Below are 16033 nucleotides of genomic sequence, written 5' to 3'. Positions count from 1 at the left end.
CGCGAGGGATTCGGTCGTGGCGATTTCGACCCGTCGATGCGCGGCTTCAATACGCGTCCGGCCCGGGCAAAGCGCTAACAGGAGCGTCCTGAAATGGTCATGTCGCGTTTATGTCGCGCGGATTTGCCGACCATGACTGGAAATCGTTGAAAATCAAGGAAAGCCAGACGCAACATGACGCGACACAATGACAGGCTGATCGCAAGGTGACTTGCGGTGGAAGTGACTGATTTTATTTGAGAAAGTGGTTGGCTGGGGAACCTGGATTCGAACCAGGACTAACGGAGTCAGAGTCCGTGGGTCTACCGTTAACCTATTCCCCACCGCCTGCTTGAGACCGGCGATATAGAGCCTTGTCGCGGAAAATGCAAACCCCTGTTTGCGACAATTGCGCTTGGTGAAATCGGCGTGTGCTGCTACCATTTTTGGCAACGGGTAAACAAATGCGCCGGCAGCGCCCCCAGAGGCAGCGCCGCGCTAGAAGGGAACCACCGTGAAGGAGACCGTCTCGGATGCGCGAGCATCCGGATCGGGACCTTCCGACACCGGCTTTGATTCGTCGGAATCGAGGCCGGGAGGTATCGCAGGCGGTTCGCCGGCTTCGGCCGATGCGGCGCCGCGCGATGTCGCGCGAACGAACGGAAGCGACCGGGAAGCCGGGTCCGATTCCGTCGCGCCGGACGGAAGTCTCGATCATCACAAGGACAAGAAGGGCCGCAAGCGGCGCCGGCGTCGCCGGGGCGGGCAGAATCGTACCGGTTCGACCACTGCTGCGCCCGAGGCTGCCATTGTGCAGGCGAGCCCCGCCGCGCCCGCCAAACGCCGCCGGCGGCGACGCAAGCCGAAGGCGCAGGCCGGGGTCGCGCCGGATGCCGCGCAGGCGCTGCCGGCGCAGGCGCGCCCAAGTGTCGCGCCGCCCGCCAGCCCGGTTTCCGACGGGACCGCGCCGCGTCGTCGCTCGCCGCAGGGCGATGCCGATCATGCGCCGGCCTATTACGCCGCGCTCGATCTCGGCACCAACAATTGTCGCCTTCTCGTCGCCACGCCGACACGGCCGGGCCAGTTTCGCGTCGTGGACGCGTTCTCGCGTATCGTGCGGCTCGGCGAGGGGCTGTCCCGCACGGGCCGACTGTCCGACGCGGCGATGGCGCGCGCCGTCGAGGCGCTCAAGGTCTGTCGGGACAAGCTGGATGCGCGGCCCATCCGCCGCATGCGGTTGATCGCGACGGAGGCCTGTCGTGCCGCCGAGAACGGCGAGGAGTTCCTCGATCGCGTACGTGAAGAGACCGGCATGACGCTGGAGATCGTCGATCGTGAGACGGAGGCCCGCCTCGCCGTGTCCGGCTGCTCGTCGCTCGTCGGCCGCGACACCCATTCCGTCGTTCTCTTCGACATCGGCGGCGGGTCGTCGGAAATCGCGCTGGTCGATGTCAAGGAACGCCGTTCGCGCCGGCTGGCCGATCACATCGTTGCCTGGACGTCGCTGCAGGTCGGTGTCGTCACCCTGTCGGAACGGTTCGACGGGCGCCATGTGAGCGAGCAGACCTTCGCCGACATGACCGACTATGCGACCGATCTTCTGAACCGGTTCGAGGAGCGGGATCGGCTGGCCGACCGCGTCGGCCTGGACGGGTTCCATCTGCTTGGCACGTCGGGCACGGTGACGACGCTTGCCGGCATTCATCTCGACCTGCCGCGCTATGACCGTCGTCGCGTCGACGGATTGTGGATGACGTCGCAGGAGGTCGATGCGATGAATGCCCGGCTTCTGTCCTGGTCTTTCGACGAGCGTGTCGCCAATCCGTGCATCGGTGCGGACCGGGCCGATCTGGTCTTGGCCGGATGTGCGATCCTGGAGGCGATCCGCCGTGTCTGGCCGTCGAACCGGCTGCGCGTCGCCGACCGGGGCCTGCGCGAGGGCATTTTGACCGAGATGATGGCCGCCGACGGCGTCTGGCGCCGCGGCGCCAATCCGTGGCGCAACCGAACGCGATGGAGCAACCGATGAGCGTGAAGAAACCGACGCGCGGCGGGCGCTCCATTAATCAGCGGGTGAAGAAGGGGCGAGGGCTGAAGAACTCGTCGCGTCGCTGGATCGAACGTCAGCTGAACGACCCCTATGTCCAGCGGGCGAAGGCAGAGGGCATGCGCTCGCGCGCGGCCTACAAGCTGATCGAGATCGACGACAAGCACCACATTCTGCAGAAAGGCGACCGGGTGATCGACCTCGGCGCCGCGCCCGGCGGCTGGTGCCAGGTGGCGGCGGCGCGCATCGGTTCCACCGACGAGGACAAGCGCATCGCCGCGATCGACTATCTGGAGATGGACGCGATGCCGGGCGTGGAGATCCTGCAGATGGATTTCCTCGACGACGACGCGCCCGACAGATTGATCGCGGCTCTCGGCGGCATGCCCGACGTGGTCGTGTCCGACATGGCGGCGCCGACGATCGGTCACCGTCAGACCGATCACCTGCGCACCATGCACCTGATCGAGGTCGCCGCGGATTTCGCCGTGCGCGTGTTGAAGCCCGGCGGTCATTTCCTCGCGAAGACCTTCCAGGGCGGCACGGAAAAGGATTTGCTCGACTTGCTGAAGCGCAATTTCAAATCGGTCATCCACGTCAAGCCGCCGTCCTCGCGCGCGGAATCCGTGGAGCTCTACATCCTTGCCAAGGACTTCAAGGGCAGGAGCGAGGCGTCTTCAGAGGACGATTGATCGTCGGGCTTTGACGGCATCTCGATGCCCTGTTGCCGTGCGTTGCAGGGTGAATGCAACCCTCACTTGTGCGAATTCACCTCCCGTGCGACATTCTGCGTTTGGTTAACAGACCGTTGCGGCGGTTCATCGCCATGGCGGTCGTGCCAAGCTGGGAGGTGGTCCGGCAGTGTCAGGCACTGATCTCAACGGCGCGCAATATGCGAAGCTGACGAGGCTCATCTATGCCTCGGCCTTCGATCAGACCAACTGGCAGACCGTGCTGGACGAGGTGCACAAGGCCACCGGCGGCGTGTGCGCGCATCTTTTCGGATACGACATACCGGGCAACCTTTCCCTCGGGCTCACCGCGTCGGGCTACGCGCCTGAATTCATCGACAGCTACAACGCCTATTACGGTGCGCTGAACAGCTGGGCGCCCGGCTTTTCGGATGGCGACGTGGGGGTGGTGCTGCCGTCGCAGTGGATGTGCCCGAAGGAGGACCTGTTCAGGACCGAATTCTACAATGACTGGGTGCTGCCGCAGGAAAACGTCGCTGCCGGCGGTGGCGCGATGCTCTTCAAGGACACCAGCCGGATGCTGGCCTTCGGGGGCAACATTCGCCTGAAGGACGAGGAGAAGCTGGAGGGATCCTGGCTTCGCACGGTAGGCCTGCTGCTTCCGCATCTCCAGCAGGCCTTCGAGATCAGCCGGGTCGTTTCCGGCCAGGCGCTCGAACTTGACCTCCTGCACCGGCGCACGATGAGCGATGGTGGCGCGCTGATGCTGCTCGGCGGCAACGGGCTCCTGCTGTTCGGCAATGAACGCAGCGCGAGCATGATCACCGAGGGTGGCGTCTTGCGCGACGATCATGCCGGTCGCGTGACATTCTGCGACCCGCAGGCCGATGCCATGCTGTCGGTTTGCTTGCGGCAGCTCAGGGATTCTGGTGTCGCGCCGATTTCGGCGACATTCGAATGTGTCGAGGCGGCACCTATGGCCCGTCGCTACACCTGCCGCGCGGTACGCTATGTGCCGGAAGACCATCCGGCGTCGTCATTTGCGCTGCTTCTCGGCTATCTGCAGTCGGCCCTTCTGGTGACGGTCAGTCCCGCTTATTCCGAAGCCGCAGCACCGGATAGCTTCAGGCTCCGCCATGATCTCACGGAATCGGAGATGGCGATCGCCTCCGGCATTGCCGACGGGCTGACGCTGACGGAACTGGCCGATTTGCGGTCTGTCAGCATTCACACGGTTCGCAACCAGCTGAAGGCGGCGATGCAGAAGACGGGCGCGCGGCGGCAGGCCGAACTCGTGCGCCTGATGGCGAACCGGCGGTCCGGCGATTGACGATCTTATCCGCGCGAATGGGCAACCGGCGCAGCGTCACGCGGCGCGGTCGGGGCAAGCCGGTGGCCCGACACGACCTGTCCTGCGTTCGGCGGCAGCGACAGGAAAGGGATGATGGCCATGGCGGAGATGGCGGCGATGGCGAAGAAGGCCATGTGGAAGGCGGTCAGTGTCAATTCGCCGCCTGAGAAGCTCGTCACGATGTCGAGCACGCCGCCGGCAAGCGCCACGCCGACGGCGATGGACACCTGCTGCATCGCCGACGTCACGGCGGCCGCCTGGGCGGCGTCCTCGTCGCTGACTTCGGCGAAGGTCAGGGCGTTGACCGAGGTGAAGAAGAGGGAGCGCGCCACGCCCGAGAAGAACAGCACGAACATGATGAGCGCGATCGGGGTCGCCGGCGTGTAGAGGCCGTTGACGGCGATGAAGGCCGCCGCCGCGCCGGCCGCGCCGATCAGCACCGTGCGGAAGCCGAGGCCGCTCAGGGTCCGCTTGACGATCAGCTTCACCGCGATCGCCCCGCCCGCCGAGATGAAGGTCACCATGCCGGAGCGGAAGGGGCTCAGGCCAAAGCCGAGTTGCAGCATCAGCGGCATCAGGAAGGGCACGGCCCCCGCGCCGAGGCGGAACAGGTTCGCGCCGATGATGGCCGATCGGAAGGTGTGGTTGGTGAACAGTTTCGGATTGAGCAGCGGATCTCGAGCTCTTCGTGCATGCACCACATAGCCGGCGAAGGCGGCGAACCCGACGCAGGTCGCGATGACGCCCCAGATCGGCGGCAGCGCCGGAAGGCTGATGACGGACAGGCCGAACACGATGCCCGACGCCGCGGTTCCCGCTAGCAGAAAGCCGGCCCAGTCGACGCGGCTGGCCGGCGGCGTGTTTCCGGCTGGCAGCACGATCAGTGCGAAGATCACGCCGGCGATGCCGATCGGGATGTTGATCAGGAAGATCCAGTGCCAGGAGAGATAGGTCGTCAGGAAGCCGCCGACGGGCGGGCCGGCCATCGGGCCGATCAGGGCCGGAATGGTGAGCCAGGCCATGGCGTTGACGAGTTGCGAGCGCTCCGTCGAGCGTACCAGGATCAACCGGCCGAGCGGCGTCATCATCGCGCCGCCCATGCCCTGCAGGAAGCGCGACACGACGAATTGCAGCAGCGAATCGGACACCGCGCATGCCAGCGAACCGGCCATGAACACGACGATGGCGGTGGCGAAGACGCGCCGCGCGCCGAACCGGTCGGCCACCCAGCCGGACAGCGGGATGAAGATCGCCAACGACACCAGATAGGCCGTCAGGGCCAGCTTCAGCGCGATCGGCGTGGTGCCTATGTCCTCCGCGATCGCCGGCAGCGCCGTCGAGATGACGGTAGAATCCATGTGCTCCATGAAGAGCGCGATGGCGAGGACGAGCGGAATGGAGCGGTTCAAGGGCGGGGAGTTCGGTTTTGGACTGTGCCCCTATCTAGGCCACGCCGCCGGCGGGGGAAAGCGGTATCGTGACAGGTTTTGCATCGATGCGTGTCGCCGATCTGCGCGTCCGCGCCGCGGCTGTGCAATCGCCAGTTTTTGCTTGGCTGTGTCGCCGCCGACAGCTAGATCAAACCGGGAAATACTTTTGATGTTCATTTTTGAATTTGGGGATTGCTGATGGATGTCGGACAAAAACGCACGGTGGCGCGGTTCAGTTTTGTCGGGTCTGCCGGCGAGTATTTCGGCATCTGGATCGTCAACATTCTTCTGACCATCCTGACACTGGGCATCTATTCGGCCTGGGCGAAGGTGCGTCGCATGCGCTACTTCTACGGAAACACGTTTCTGGACAGGCACAGTTTCGAGTATCACGCCCGGCCCTTGCAAATCCTCGTCGGCCGCATTGTCGCGTTCGTGCTGATCGTCTGCTACAACATCCTCGTGAACCTCAACCCGATCGCCGGCGGGATTGCCTTTCTCGGGCTGGTGCTCGCCTTTCCGTTCCTGATCTACCGCGGCATTCGGTTCCATGCGCGGGTCACCAGTTATCGCAACGTGCGTTTCGATTTTGCCGGCGGCTATGGCGGCGCGTTTCTCGCCTATGTGGCCGGCCCGTTCCTTGCGATGGTTACGCTCGGAATTCTGGCGCCTTTGGCAAGCCGGTGGCGCTATCGGTATCTCTTCAACAATCTCAGATATGGCGGCCGCCGGTTCGCGTGCGGTGCGACGATCGGCGAATTCTTCGGCGTCTGGTGGTTCCCCGCCATGATCACGATCGGCATGTTCGTCGTGCTCGGGCCTGCGGTTGCGCTGCTGACCGGCTTCTCCCCGTTCGTCCCCGGCTTCGGCCAATATGCCATCATCGCGGTGATCTATGCCGTGGTGCTGATTGGCCTTGTAGCGTATTCCGTGAGCGGTCTCTTCTACGTCGCCGGCGTGCGGAACGTCGCGTTCTCGGCGACGCGCTTCGACGGGCGCCACCGGCTGGACTCAGATCTGTTTCGCCGCCGTTATGCCTGGATTGCGATCAGCAATCTGTTGGTGACGGTGGTGACGTTCGGCCTGGCGCGTCCCTGGGCCGCGGTGCGCATGGCGCGATATACGTGGGCAAGCACCGCGCTTGCGATAAGGGGCGAATTCGGCACCTACATATCCGAACTCAAGGACGAGAGCGGCGTGGTCGGCGCGGAATTCATGGATTTCGAGGGATTTGACATTGGCTTCTGATGCCATTGGTGACGCCGTGCGGGGAGACTGGTTCGCGCCGGGATCGAGCGAGTCCCGGCCGGCGTCGCTCGAGCGCGCTGACGGTGTCAGGCTGCTCGGCGACGACGGTGCCGAACTGATCCTAGGCGAGGTGGGCGGAATTGAGGTGTCGCCGCGCGTCGGTCGCATTCCGCGGCGCGTGCGCTTTGCCGACGGCAGCGTGTTCGTCACGCTGGACAATGACGGGATCGATCGCCTCCGCCTCACGCCGGCGGCGCGGCGCAACGGTCTCGTCCACGATCTGGAGCGCTTTCGGCCGCGCCTCGCGGCTTTCGTCGTCGTCGTCGCCCTCATGGCGTTCGCCATCTATCGCTACGCCTTGCCGGTGATGATCGAGGTCGCGGTGGCGGTGACGCCTCCGGTCGTCCCGCAGATGATCGGGTCCGCCGCGATCGACACGCTGGATCGCGTCCTTTTGTCGGAGACGGAATTGCCGCTGGACCGGCAACGGGACCTGGAAACCCAGTTCGCCGCGCTCGCGCAATTCAGCGATCTCGGCGCGGACGGCTACAATCTGGTGTTCCGCGACGGCGGCCCGCTCGGCCCCAACGCCCTGGCGCTGCCCGACGGAACCGTCATCCTGACCGACCAGCTCGTGGCCCTGGCGGATGATGACGAAATGATCCTCGGGGTTCTCGCCCATGAAATCGGGCATGTGGAATTGCAGCATTCGCTGCGCCAGGTCTACCGGCTTGCGGGCATGTCGGCGCTGATCATGCTGATTGCCGGCGATGTCGGCGAGGCCGTGGAGGAACTGCTGGTCGAGGGCTCCGCGCTCCTGTCGCTGTCCTATTCACGCGCGCATGAGAGCGAGGCGGACCGGCGCAGCGTCGAACTGATGCTGAAGGCCGGCCACGATCCGCTGGCGATCAACCGCTTCTTCGCTTCGATCCGCGAGGAGCTCGGCGTCGCCGACGAGAGCGGCATGCTCTCCACCCATCCGGGTACGGCGGAAAGGGCCGAGGCGCTCGAGGCCTACGCGGCCGAATTGCGGGGCAGGGAATAGGGCGCGACGCCTTGCGCCGCCATGCGGATGGTCAGGCGAGTAGGCGCGGTTCGCCCGTCTTGGAGCCAGGTCGGTTCGCCGAGGAGTTTCAGTCCGGCGACGCCGATTTCCGGCAAGTCCAGCCCCATCGAATGGGCGACGGCGACGCGGCTGCCCGGCTTCGGATTGAGCCCGCAGCAAATGTCGCGCGTGCCCATCTTCAGATGGTGGGCGATATCCCATTCCAGCACGACGCCGGCATGGCGCGTGACCACCCAGCAGTGCATGTCGTCGCAGCAACCCTGTTTTTCGGTCGGAAAGAAATAGCCGGTCACGTAGCCGGCCTCGAAGCCGGCGGAGCGCAGCGCGGCGATCAGATAGGTGTTGATGTCGACGCAGGAACCCTCGGTCAGGCCGCAGGACAGATGCGGGATCGCGTCGAGCCCGTCATTGAAGCGCGTCGCGGGATGGCCGTAGGTGAATTTCTCGGCGGTGTCGTTGACGATTGCGGCAATGGCCGCGTGCCCGTCGCGGGCGTTGTCGGCGATGCGGCGCGCGTCGGATACGAGATCGACCGCCGCGCGGGTGAAGCGGGTTTCGCGCGGCCGGAACAGGGTTTCCGGGTACTGGTCTGCGTGTTGGGCGAAGCGATAGGTCAACGTTACGGGCCCGTCGCCCGGGACAATCAACGCGGCCATCTGGCCCGTCGTCATTTCGCCGATCAGGGAGACCGCGCCGCCTTCGACCGCAAAACCTGTCGGGGTCTGGTAGGGCGTCGCGATGCCGACAGGCGCGAGCAGCGCTTCACCCTCGTCGGCGTCCCGGTGCACGGTCACGCTGACGGTGATCGTCTCGCTCATTGTCGGGTCCTCACATCAACACCTGGAAGATCAGGCCGGAAAGAATCGCGCCGGTGATGCCGAGGCCCAGATAGGCGGCGAAAACCGGGCGGCGCACCAGCGACCAGACGGCCGCCATGGCGGGCACGGAACTCACGGCGCCGGCCACCATGAACGCCATCGCCGCGCCGAGGCTCATGCCCTGCTCCGTCAAGCCGGCGAGAAGCGGTGGGGCGACATAGGAATTCAGATAGGCGGGCATGCCGACGAGTGCCGCGATGGCGATCGGCACGACGCCTTCGCCGCCAACAAGACCCGCGATCATCGAGGCCGGCACATAGAGGATCAGCAGAGCTTCCAGCACATAGGCGAGCGCCAGCCACTTCACCAGAAACAGCGCGTTGGCCTGGAGTTCGTCGCGGAACACCGCGCGGCGGGCATCCTCGGTCCAGAAGCGCCAGACCGGCGCGCCCCTGAAGGGCGACGGGCGGCAGCCGCAACCGCCGCCGCTGCGCTCGCGCAAGGGATCGGCAAACAGGCCGCCCGCGATCATCGCCTGCATGGCGAACCCGCCGAAGAGGCCCATCGCGACGGCTGCCACGGCCTTGCCGATGGCGAAATCCCAGCCCAGCGCGCCGGCCGTGATGAACAGCGTCGGCGGATCGATCAACGGCGAGGACAGCCAGAATGCCATGACGGCCGGCAGCGGCGCGCCAACGGCCAGAAGCCCGGCGATGAAAGGGATGACCTCGCAGGAACAGAAGGGCGCGAGCCCGCCAAACAGGGCGGCCAGCAGGATCATCCGGTTCTCGCGGCCCTGAAAGGCCCTGGCGACGACGCTTTCTGCGCCCGAAGCCTTCAGCCCGGCAATCAGCAGCACCGCGACCGCGATATAGGGCGCGGTGCCGGCGAAGGCGCGCGCCGCGATCGTCAGCACCGTGACGAAGCGGCCGGGATCGACGAGAGCGACGACGAGCGGTGCTGCGACCGTGATCGTCCACGGCGTTGCCAGCCGCTCTTTCCAGGCGAAGCGGCCGGCGGCCGGGGATTGCACCGTGTCGCTCATGCGCATTCTCCCTTGCTTTCCGTCCGGTCCGCGTCGCTGCAGCATTCCTTGAGGATGAATCCGGCCAGCGCTTCCAGCCGGTCGTAGGCTGCGCGTGAGATGACCGAGCGGCCGTCCTTTTCCTGCTCGATCAGGCCGGCGGAGGCGAGAAAGCGCAGGTGATGAGCGAGCGTCGATGCCGGCATGCCGGACCGCGCCTGGATGTCGCCGACCGTCAATCCGTCGGGGCCGGCGCGCACCAGCGTGCGCAACACCTGCAGCCGGGCCTCCGACCCCATCGCTGCGAAGGCCTGCGCTGCTTCCTCGATCGAGGTTTCGTCATTCATAACCATAATTCTAGTTATATAGTTATTTTGGGTGCCGTCAATCCGCGTTTGAAGGCTTTCCCATCCTTGGCAGGCGTGGTACCAGCCACTGCCAACGCAATGCCGAGTCGTCACCGACCGGCCTTTCACACGGAACGAACACCGCGATGGCGACCATCATTCAGACGATCACCGGCGAGCACGCGCTCACCTTCGACGACGTGCTCCTGCAGCCGGGCCATTCCGAAGTCATGCCTGGCGAGACGAATATCGGCACCACGATCGCGCGCGACATCGATCTGTCGCTGCCGATCATCTCTTCGGCCATGGACACGGTCACGGAATCGCGCCTGGCGATCGCCATGGCGCAGGCGGGCGGCCTCGGCATCATCCACCGCAACCTCAACCCGGCCGCCCAAGCCGAAGAGGTGCGCCAGGTCAAGAAGTTCGAGTCCGGCATGGTCGTCAATCCGGTCACGATCGGCCCGGACGCGACGCTGGCCGATGCGCTGGCACTGATGCAGGCGCATCGCATTTCCGGCATTCCCGTCGTCGAGGATGCCGGGCTCGGCAGCCAGAAGCCGGGCCGGCTCGTCGGCATCCTGACCAACCGCGACGTCCGCTTCGCCTCCAATCCGGAGCAGAAGGTCTATGAGCTGATGACGCGCGAGGGGCTCGTCACCGTGCGCGAGACCGTCGACACCGGCGAGGCCAAGCGCCTCCTGCACCAGCACCGCATCGAGAAGCTGCTCGTGGTCGACGATCGCGGCTATTGCGTCGGCCTGATCACCGTCAAGGACATGGAGAAGTCGCAGCTCAATCCCGACGCAGCCAAGGACGCGCAGGGCCGCCTGCGGGCGGGTGCGGCGGTCAGCGTCGGCACCGACGCCGAGGAGCGGGCCGAGCGGCTGCTCGACGCGGGCGTCGACGTCATCGTCATCGACACCGCCCACGGCCATTCCCAGCGGGTTCTCGATTCCGTCGGCGTGGTGAAGAAGATGTCGAATTCGGTGCGCATCATCGCGGGCAACGTCGCCACGCCGCATGGCGCCAAGGCGCTGATCGACGCCGGCGCGGATGCGATCAAGGTCGGCATCGGGCCGGGCTCGATCTGCACGACGCGCATCGTCGCCGGCGTCGGCGTGCCGCAGCTCGCCGCCGTGATGGCCGCCGCCGAAGAGGCCGACAAGCACGGCATTCCGGTGATCGCGGACGGCGGCATCAAGTTTTCGGGCGACCTCGCCAAGGCGCTTGCCGCCGGGGCGAAGGCCGCGATGGTCGGTTCGCTGCTCGCGGGCACCGACGAGAGCCCGGGCGAGGTCTATCTGCACCAGGGCCGCTCCTACAAGGCGTATCGCGGCATGGGGTCGGTCGGCGCGATGGCGCGCGGCTCGGCCGACCGCTACTTCCAGGCCGAGGTGCGTGACGCGCTGAAGCTCGTGCCGGAAGGCGTCGAGGGCCAGGTTCCCTACAAGGGGCCCGTCTCGGCCGTCCTGCACCAGCTCGCCGGCGGTCTGCGCGCGGCCATGGGCTACACCGGCGCCAGGACACTGGCCGACTTTGCCGAAAAGGCGACTTTCGTGCGCATCACCGGCGCCGGCCAGCGCGAGAGCCATGCCCATGACGTGACGATCACGCGCGAGAGCCCCAACTACCCGGGCGGGGTGTGAGCGGCATGAACGACGTCACCCCGGCATCCGACACCCTGCTGCGCAAGCCGGCCGTCATCGCGCTCTTCGCGATCACGGCGGCGCTGTTCCTGTGGATGGCGTTTGTCACCGGTCCGGCATTCGAACGCGCCGCCGGGGTGCCGCTGCCCGACGGGCGGATGTTCGGCTTCTCGCCGTCCGACGTCGCCGTACTGCATGCGGCCGTGAAGGCCAATCCCGAAGCGGCCGTGATCGCGACGCGGATGTACCGGACGCTGGATTTCGTCTTCCCGGCGCTGCTGGCGCTGTCGCTCACGATCGTCGCCGTCGCCGGCTTCGCCGCCCTCACGCGTCTCGGCGTGAGCATTCCCCCACCGGTGGCGCGCATCGCGGCGGGCGCGATATCTGTGCCCTATCTGGTCGTCGATCTGCGCGAGAACGGCCTCGCCCAGGCGCTTTTCTCCGCGCCGTCGCTCGCCGGTGACGTGCCGCTCGGCCTGGCGCGGATGCTGCCCACCTTCACGTCGTGGAAATTTTCGCTTCTGGGCGCGGCGGTGCTGATCCTTTTCGCGATCTGGTTCCAGGTCTTCCTGCGGGCCGGAAAGCAGCGCAAATGATCGGCGGGGCGACAAGCCAGACCGCGATTTTTTGGCCGGTGATCGCCCAGGTCCTGCTAACATTCGTCGCCTACATGGTGATGAGTTCGCGCCGCGTCGCCGCGGTCAAGGCCGGCGAGGCGCGTATGCGCGATTTCGCGGTTCCCGCCGATCCGCCGGCCAGCGCCGCGGCCGCGCGCAACGTCGCCAACCAGTTCGAACTGCCGGTCCTGTTCTATGTCGCCTGCTTGGCGTTTCACCAGATCGGCGCTGTCGATCTCGTCGCGCTGGTCCTGGCCTGGGCCTTCGTCGTCGCGCGCGTCGCCCACGCCTGGGTGCACATGACCGTCAATGTCGTGTTGATGCGCCGCCGGTTCTTCATCGCCGGCTTCGTCGCCGTCGGCCTGATGTGGGCGTGGTTCGCGGTCGCACTCGTGACCGCGCAGTGACCTGACGGTTTCCGCAGATCTCAGGCGGCAAGGTCTTCGGTCTGCAGAAGAGGCTCGGCGACGGCCTTGACCGATTCCGCCAGCGCGCCGAAATCCGGCAGGCGCTTTGAGGATTGCCGCCAAAAGAGCGCGATGTCGCGATGCGGGATCGGGTCGGCGAAGGGCGTGATCGTCAGGCCGCGCAGCTTGCCCGTTTCGGCTCGAATGGCGATTTCCGGCAGCAACGTCAGTCCCATGCCGCTCGCGACCATCTGCAGAAGCGTCGTCATCGAGGTGGCGCCGAAATTGACGAGGCGGCGTTCGTTGCCCTTTGCGCAGACGGTGAGCGCCTGGTCGCGCAGGCAATGGCCTTCGTCGAGCAGCAGCAGCCGGTCGAGCGCCACCTGATCCTCGGTCAGCGGCGAGTGCAGGATGTCGGTTCCCGCCGTCGCGCTGGCGATGAAGAAGCGGTCGCGGAAAAGAGGCTCGGCATGCAGGCCGGCCTCGCCGATCGGCGCTGCGGCGACCACGGCGTCAAGCGTTCCGTCCAGCAATTCGCGCGCCAGCGTGTCGGTGATCGCCTCGCGCACCTTCAATTGCAGCTTCGGGTAATGCGCCTGCAGATGCGGGATCAGCTTCGGCAGGAGATAGGGCGCGACGGTCGGGATCATGCCGAGCTTCAACTGGCCGACCAGAAGCCCGCGGTCCTGCGACAGCATTTCTTCCAGCGCCTGTGCGTCACGCAGGATGCGGCGGATATGGGGAAGGATGCGCTGACCGGCCTCCGTCAGCACCACCTTGCCGTGCCGCCGCTCCACCAGTTTTCGCTCCAGCCGTGCCTCCATGTCGATGATCTGCGCGGACAGGGCGGGCTGGCTGATATTCACCGAAGCTGCCGCCTTGCCGAAATGCAGGGCGCGCGCCAGGGCGTCGAAATAGTGCATCTGTTTGAGGGTCAGCTTCATAGGTTTTTCTTATCATTCAAATCGGAAATTACAATTTGAAATTATGACGAGATTGGCGCATCTGACTTTGGAAATGTTCTAACCTGCACTCATTCCAAGACACACGACAGGAGGAAATCATGGACGCGAAAGCCGACAATTCGGGCAAGTGCCCGGTCATGCACGGTGCCATCACCGAAACCGGTACAACGGTCATGGACTGGTGGCCGAAATCGCTCAATCTGGACATTCTCCATCAGCACGACACCAAGACCAACCCGCTCGGCAAAGACTTCGACTATCGCGAAGCGTTGAAGACGCTCGATATCGAGGCCCTGAAGAAGGACATGCACGCCCTCCTGACCGACAGCCAGGACTGGTGGCCGGCCGACTATGGTCATTATGGCGGCCTGATGATCCGTCTCGCCTGGCACTCCGCCGGATCTTACCGTCTGGCTGACGGTCGTGGCGGCGGCGGCGCCGGCAACATCCGTTTCGCGCCGTTGAACTCCTGGCCGGACAACGGCAACCTCGACAAGGCGCGCCGCCTGCTGTGGCCGCTGAAGAAGAAATACGGCAGCGCCGTTTCCTGGGCCGACCTGATCATCCTGGCAGGCACCATCGCCTATGAGAACATGGGCCTGAAGACCTTCGGTTTCGGTTTCGGCCGCGACGATATCTGGCATCCGGAAATCGACACCTATTGGGGCGCCGAGAAGGAATGGCTGGCGCCGTCCGACAGCCGCTACGAGGATGTCGGCAAGCCGGACACGATGGAAAATCCGCTGGCCGCCGTTCAGATGGGTCTCATCTACGTCAACCCGGAAGGCGTGAACGGCACCCCCGATCCGATGAAGACCGCCGCCCAGGTGCGCGAGACCTTCGCCCGCATGGCGATGGATGACGAGGAAACCGCCGCGCTGACCGCCGGCGGCCACACCGTCGGCAAGGCCCACGGCAATGGCGATGCCGGTGCGCTCAGCGCCGAGCCGGAAGCCGGCGAGATCGAGAGCCAGGGCTTCGGCTGGTTGAACCCGAACCTGGACGGCAAGGCCACCAATGCGGTTACCTCGGGCATCGAGGGCGCATGGACCACCAACCCGACCGTTTTCGACATGGGCTATTTCGAGCTGCTGTTCGGCTATGAATGGGAGCTCACCAAGAGCCCGGCCGGTGCCAACCAGTGGCAGCCCGTCGGCATCACGGAAGAGCACATGCCGGTTGACGCGACCGATCCGTCGGTCCGCCGCATGCCGCTGATGACCGATGCCGACATGGCGATGAAGGTGGACCCGACCTATCGCGCCATCTGCGAGAAGTTCATGGCCGATCCGGCCTACTTCAAGGACACCTTCGCCCGCGCCTGGTTCAAGCTGACCCACCGCGACATGGGGCCGAAGGATCGCTATGTCGGCCCGGACGTCCCGGCCGAAGACCTGATCTGGATGGACCCCATCCCGGCCGGCCCGACCAACTACGATATCGGCGCCATCAAGTCGAAGATCGCCGCCTCCGGCCTTTCGGTCGCCGAAATGGTCGCCACGGCATGGGACTCGGCCCGCACCTATCGTGGTTCGGACATGCGCGGCGGCGCCAATGGCGCGCGCATCCGCCTTGCTCCGCAGAAGGATTGGGAAGGCAATGAGCCGGCCCGTCTCGCCAAGGTGCTCGGCGCGCTTGAGCCGATCGCGGCGGAATATGGCGCCAGCCTCGCCGACGTCATCGTGCTCGCCGGTAGCGTCGGCATCGAGACGGCGGCCAAGGCGGCCGGCCACGACGTCACCGTTCCCTTCGAGCCGGGCCGCGGCGACGCGACCGACGAGATGACCGATGCAGCCTCGTTCGACGTCCTGGAACCGCTCGCCGACGGCTTCCGCAACTGGCTGAAGAAGAACTACGTCGTCAGCCCGGAAGAGCTGTTGCTTGACCGCGCGCAGCTGATGGGCCTGACTGGTCACGAAATGACCGTTCTGCTCGGCGGCATGCGCGCCCTCGGCGCCAACTATGCCGGCACGAAGCATGGCGTCTTCACCGACAAGGAAGGCGCGCTGACGACCGACTTCTTCGTCAACCTGACCGACATGGCCAACAAGTGGGTCCCGGTCGATGGCGGCATCTACGAGATCCGCGATCGCAAGACCGACGCGGTCAAGTGGACGGCCACCCGTGTGGACCTGGTCTTCGGCTCCAACTCGATCCTGCGCGCCTATGCCGAGGTCTACGCCCAGGACGATGCGCACGAGAAGTTCGTCGCGGACTTCGTGGCTGCCTGGGTCAAGGTGATGAACGCCGACCGCTTCGACGTCTGATCGAACCGGATATCGGAACATGAAAGCCGGCGCGGGCAACCGCGCCGGTTTTTCGTTGGATTGACGGGCGGCAATGCGTGTCTGACGATCATCGGCCAATCTGCCTGCCGGAAACGGCAGGAGGCG

14 protein-coding genes and 1 tRNA gene are annotated in these 16033 nt (G+C 65.5%); 9 read left to right on the top strand and 6 right to left on the bottom strand.

Annotated features, from left to right (window positions below):
- Positions 1–249: 249 nt before the first annotated feature.
- Positions 250–323: transfer RNA gene (locus MRY80_RS09895), tRNA-Gln, on the bottom strand.
- Positions 324–493: 170 nt separating this feature from the next.
- On the opposite strand from MRY80_RS09895, the gene MRY80_RS09890 reads away from it, so the two are divergent.
- The 3 genes from MRY80_RS09890 to MRY80_RS09880 all read left to right on the top strand — a co-directional run bounded on the left by MRY80_RS09890 (position 494) and on the right by MRY80_RS09880 (position 4048).
- Complete coding sequence (locus MRY80_RS09890) at positions 494–2008, top strand: Ppx/GppA phosphatase family protein (RefSeq protein ID WP_293290551.1); 1515 nt, start codon at positions 494–496, stop codon at positions 2006–2008.
- On the top strand, positions 2005–2718 hold the full coding sequence (locus tag MRY80_RS09885; RefSeq protein ID WP_293290550.1) for an RlmE family RNA methyltransferase: 714 nt from the start codon (positions 2005–2007) through the stop codon (positions 2716–2718). The genes MRY80_RS09890 and MRY80_RS09885 overlap by 4 nt, the downstream gene beginning before the upstream one ends.
- A gap of 169 nt (positions 2719–2887) precedes the next feature.
- Positions 2888–4048 (top strand): LuxR C-terminal-related transcriptional regulator, encoded by a 1161-nt coding sequence (locus tag MRY80_RS09880; RefSeq protein WP_293290549.1) that lies wholly within the window; start codon positions 2888–2890, stop codon positions 4046–4048.
- A gap of 5 nt (positions 4049–4053) precedes the next feature.
- Here MRY80_RS09880 and MRY80_RS09875 read toward each other — a convergent pair whose 3' ends face one another.
- Positions 4054–5478, bottom strand: coding sequence for an MFS transporter (locus MRY80_RS09875; protein ID WP_293290548.1), 1425 nt, complete (start codon positions 5476–5478; stop codon positions 4054–4056).
- Positions 5479–5697: 219 nt separating this feature from the next.
- On the opposite strand from MRY80_RS09875, the gene MRY80_RS09870 reads away from it, so the two are divergent.
- Both MRY80_RS09870 and MRY80_RS09865 read left to right on the top strand, forming a co-directional pair.
- Entirely contained in the window at positions 5698–6747 is a 1050-nt protein-coding gene (locus MRY80_RS09870) for a YjgN family protein (RefSeq protein ID WP_293290547.1), read from the top strand.
- Positions 6737–7792 carry a M48 family metallopeptidase gene (locus tag MRY80_RS09865; protein ID WP_293290546.1) on the top strand — a complete coding sequence of 352 codons (1056 nt, stop codon included), beginning with the start codon at positions 6737–6739 and terminating at the stop codon, positions 7790–7792. Before MRY80_RS09870 ends, MRY80_RS09865 begins: the two co-directional genes overlap by 11 nt.
- Here MRY80_RS09865 and MRY80_RS09860 read toward each other — a convergent pair.
- Genes MRY80_RS09860 through MRY80_RS09850 form a run of 3 tightly spaced genes read right to left on the bottom strand, consistent with a single transcriptional unit; the run spans position 7762 to position 10002 of the window.
- The gene (locus MRY80_RS09860) at positions 7762–8631 is read right to left on the bottom strand and encodes a transglutaminase-like domain-containing protein (protein WP_293290545.1); all 870 of its coding nucleotides are present in this window, start codon (positions 8629–8631) and stop codon (positions 7762–7764) included. The two genes, MRY80_RS09865 and MRY80_RS09860, sit on opposite strands and share 31 nt — an antisense overlap.
- A 10-nt stretch (positions 8632–8641) precedes the next feature.
- Complete coding sequence (locus tag MRY80_RS09855) at positions 8642–9676, bottom strand: permease (RefSeq protein WP_293290544.1); 1035 nt, start codon at positions 9674–9676, stop codon at positions 8642–8644.
- Complete coding sequence (locus tag MRY80_RS09850) at positions 9673–10002, bottom strand: metalloregulator ArsR/SmtB family transcription factor (RefSeq protein ID WP_293290542.1); 330 nt, start codon at positions 10000–10002, stop codon at positions 9673–9675. Before MRY80_RS09850 ends, MRY80_RS09855 begins: the two co-directional genes overlap by 4 nt.
- Before the next feature lie 146 nt (positions 10003–10148).
- On the opposite strand from MRY80_RS09850, the gene guaB reads away from it, so the two are divergent.
- Genes guaB through MRY80_RS09835 form a run of 3 tightly spaced genes read left to right on the top strand, consistent with a single transcriptional unit; the run spans position 10149 to position 12675 of the window.
- The gene (gene guaB / locus MRY80_RS09845) at positions 10149–11651 is read left to right on the top strand and encodes an IMP dehydrogenase (RefSeq protein WP_293290540.1); all 1503 of its coding nucleotides are present in this window, start codon (positions 10149–10151) and stop codon (positions 11649–11651) included.
- 5 nt (positions 11652–11656) lie between these two features.
- Positions 11657–12247 carry a hypothetical protein gene (locus MRY80_RS09840; RefSeq protein ID WP_293290539.1) on the top strand — a complete coding sequence of 197 codons (591 nt, stop codon included), beginning with the start codon at positions 11657–11659 and terminating at the stop codon, positions 12245–12247.
- On the top strand, positions 12244–12675 hold the full coding sequence (locus MRY80_RS09835; RefSeq protein ID WP_293290537.1) for an MAPEG family protein: 432 nt from the start codon (positions 12244–12246) through the stop codon (positions 12673–12675). Before MRY80_RS09840 ends, MRY80_RS09835 begins: the two co-directional genes overlap by 4 nt.
- Positions 12676–12695: 20 nt before the next feature.
- On the opposite strand, the gene MRY80_RS09830 is transcribed toward MRY80_RS09835, so the two are convergent.
- On the bottom strand, positions 12696–13619 hold the full coding sequence (locus MRY80_RS09830) for a hydrogen peroxide-inducible genes activator (RefSeq protein ID WP_293290535.1): 924 nt from the start codon (positions 13617–13619) through the stop codon (positions 12696–12698).
- 119 nt (positions 13620–13738) lie between these two features.
- Between MRY80_RS09830 and katG the strand changes: the two genes are divergently transcribed.
- Positions 13739–15907 (top strand): catalase/peroxidase HPI, encoded by a 2169-nt coding sequence (gene katG / locus MRY80_RS09825; protein ID WP_293290533.1) that lies wholly within the window; start codon positions 13739–13741, stop codon positions 15905–15907.
- The last annotated feature ends 126 nt before the right edge of the window (positions 15908–16033 follow it).

The sequence above is a fragment of the Oricola sp. genome, assembly GCF_022763245.1.
Taxonomy (GTDB): Bacteria; Pseudomonadota; Alphaproteobacteria; order Rhizobiales; family Rhizobiaceae; genus Oricola.
The sequence above is the reverse complement of the archived record's forward strand: the minus strand, read 5'-3'. Positions and strand labels throughout refer to the sequence as shown.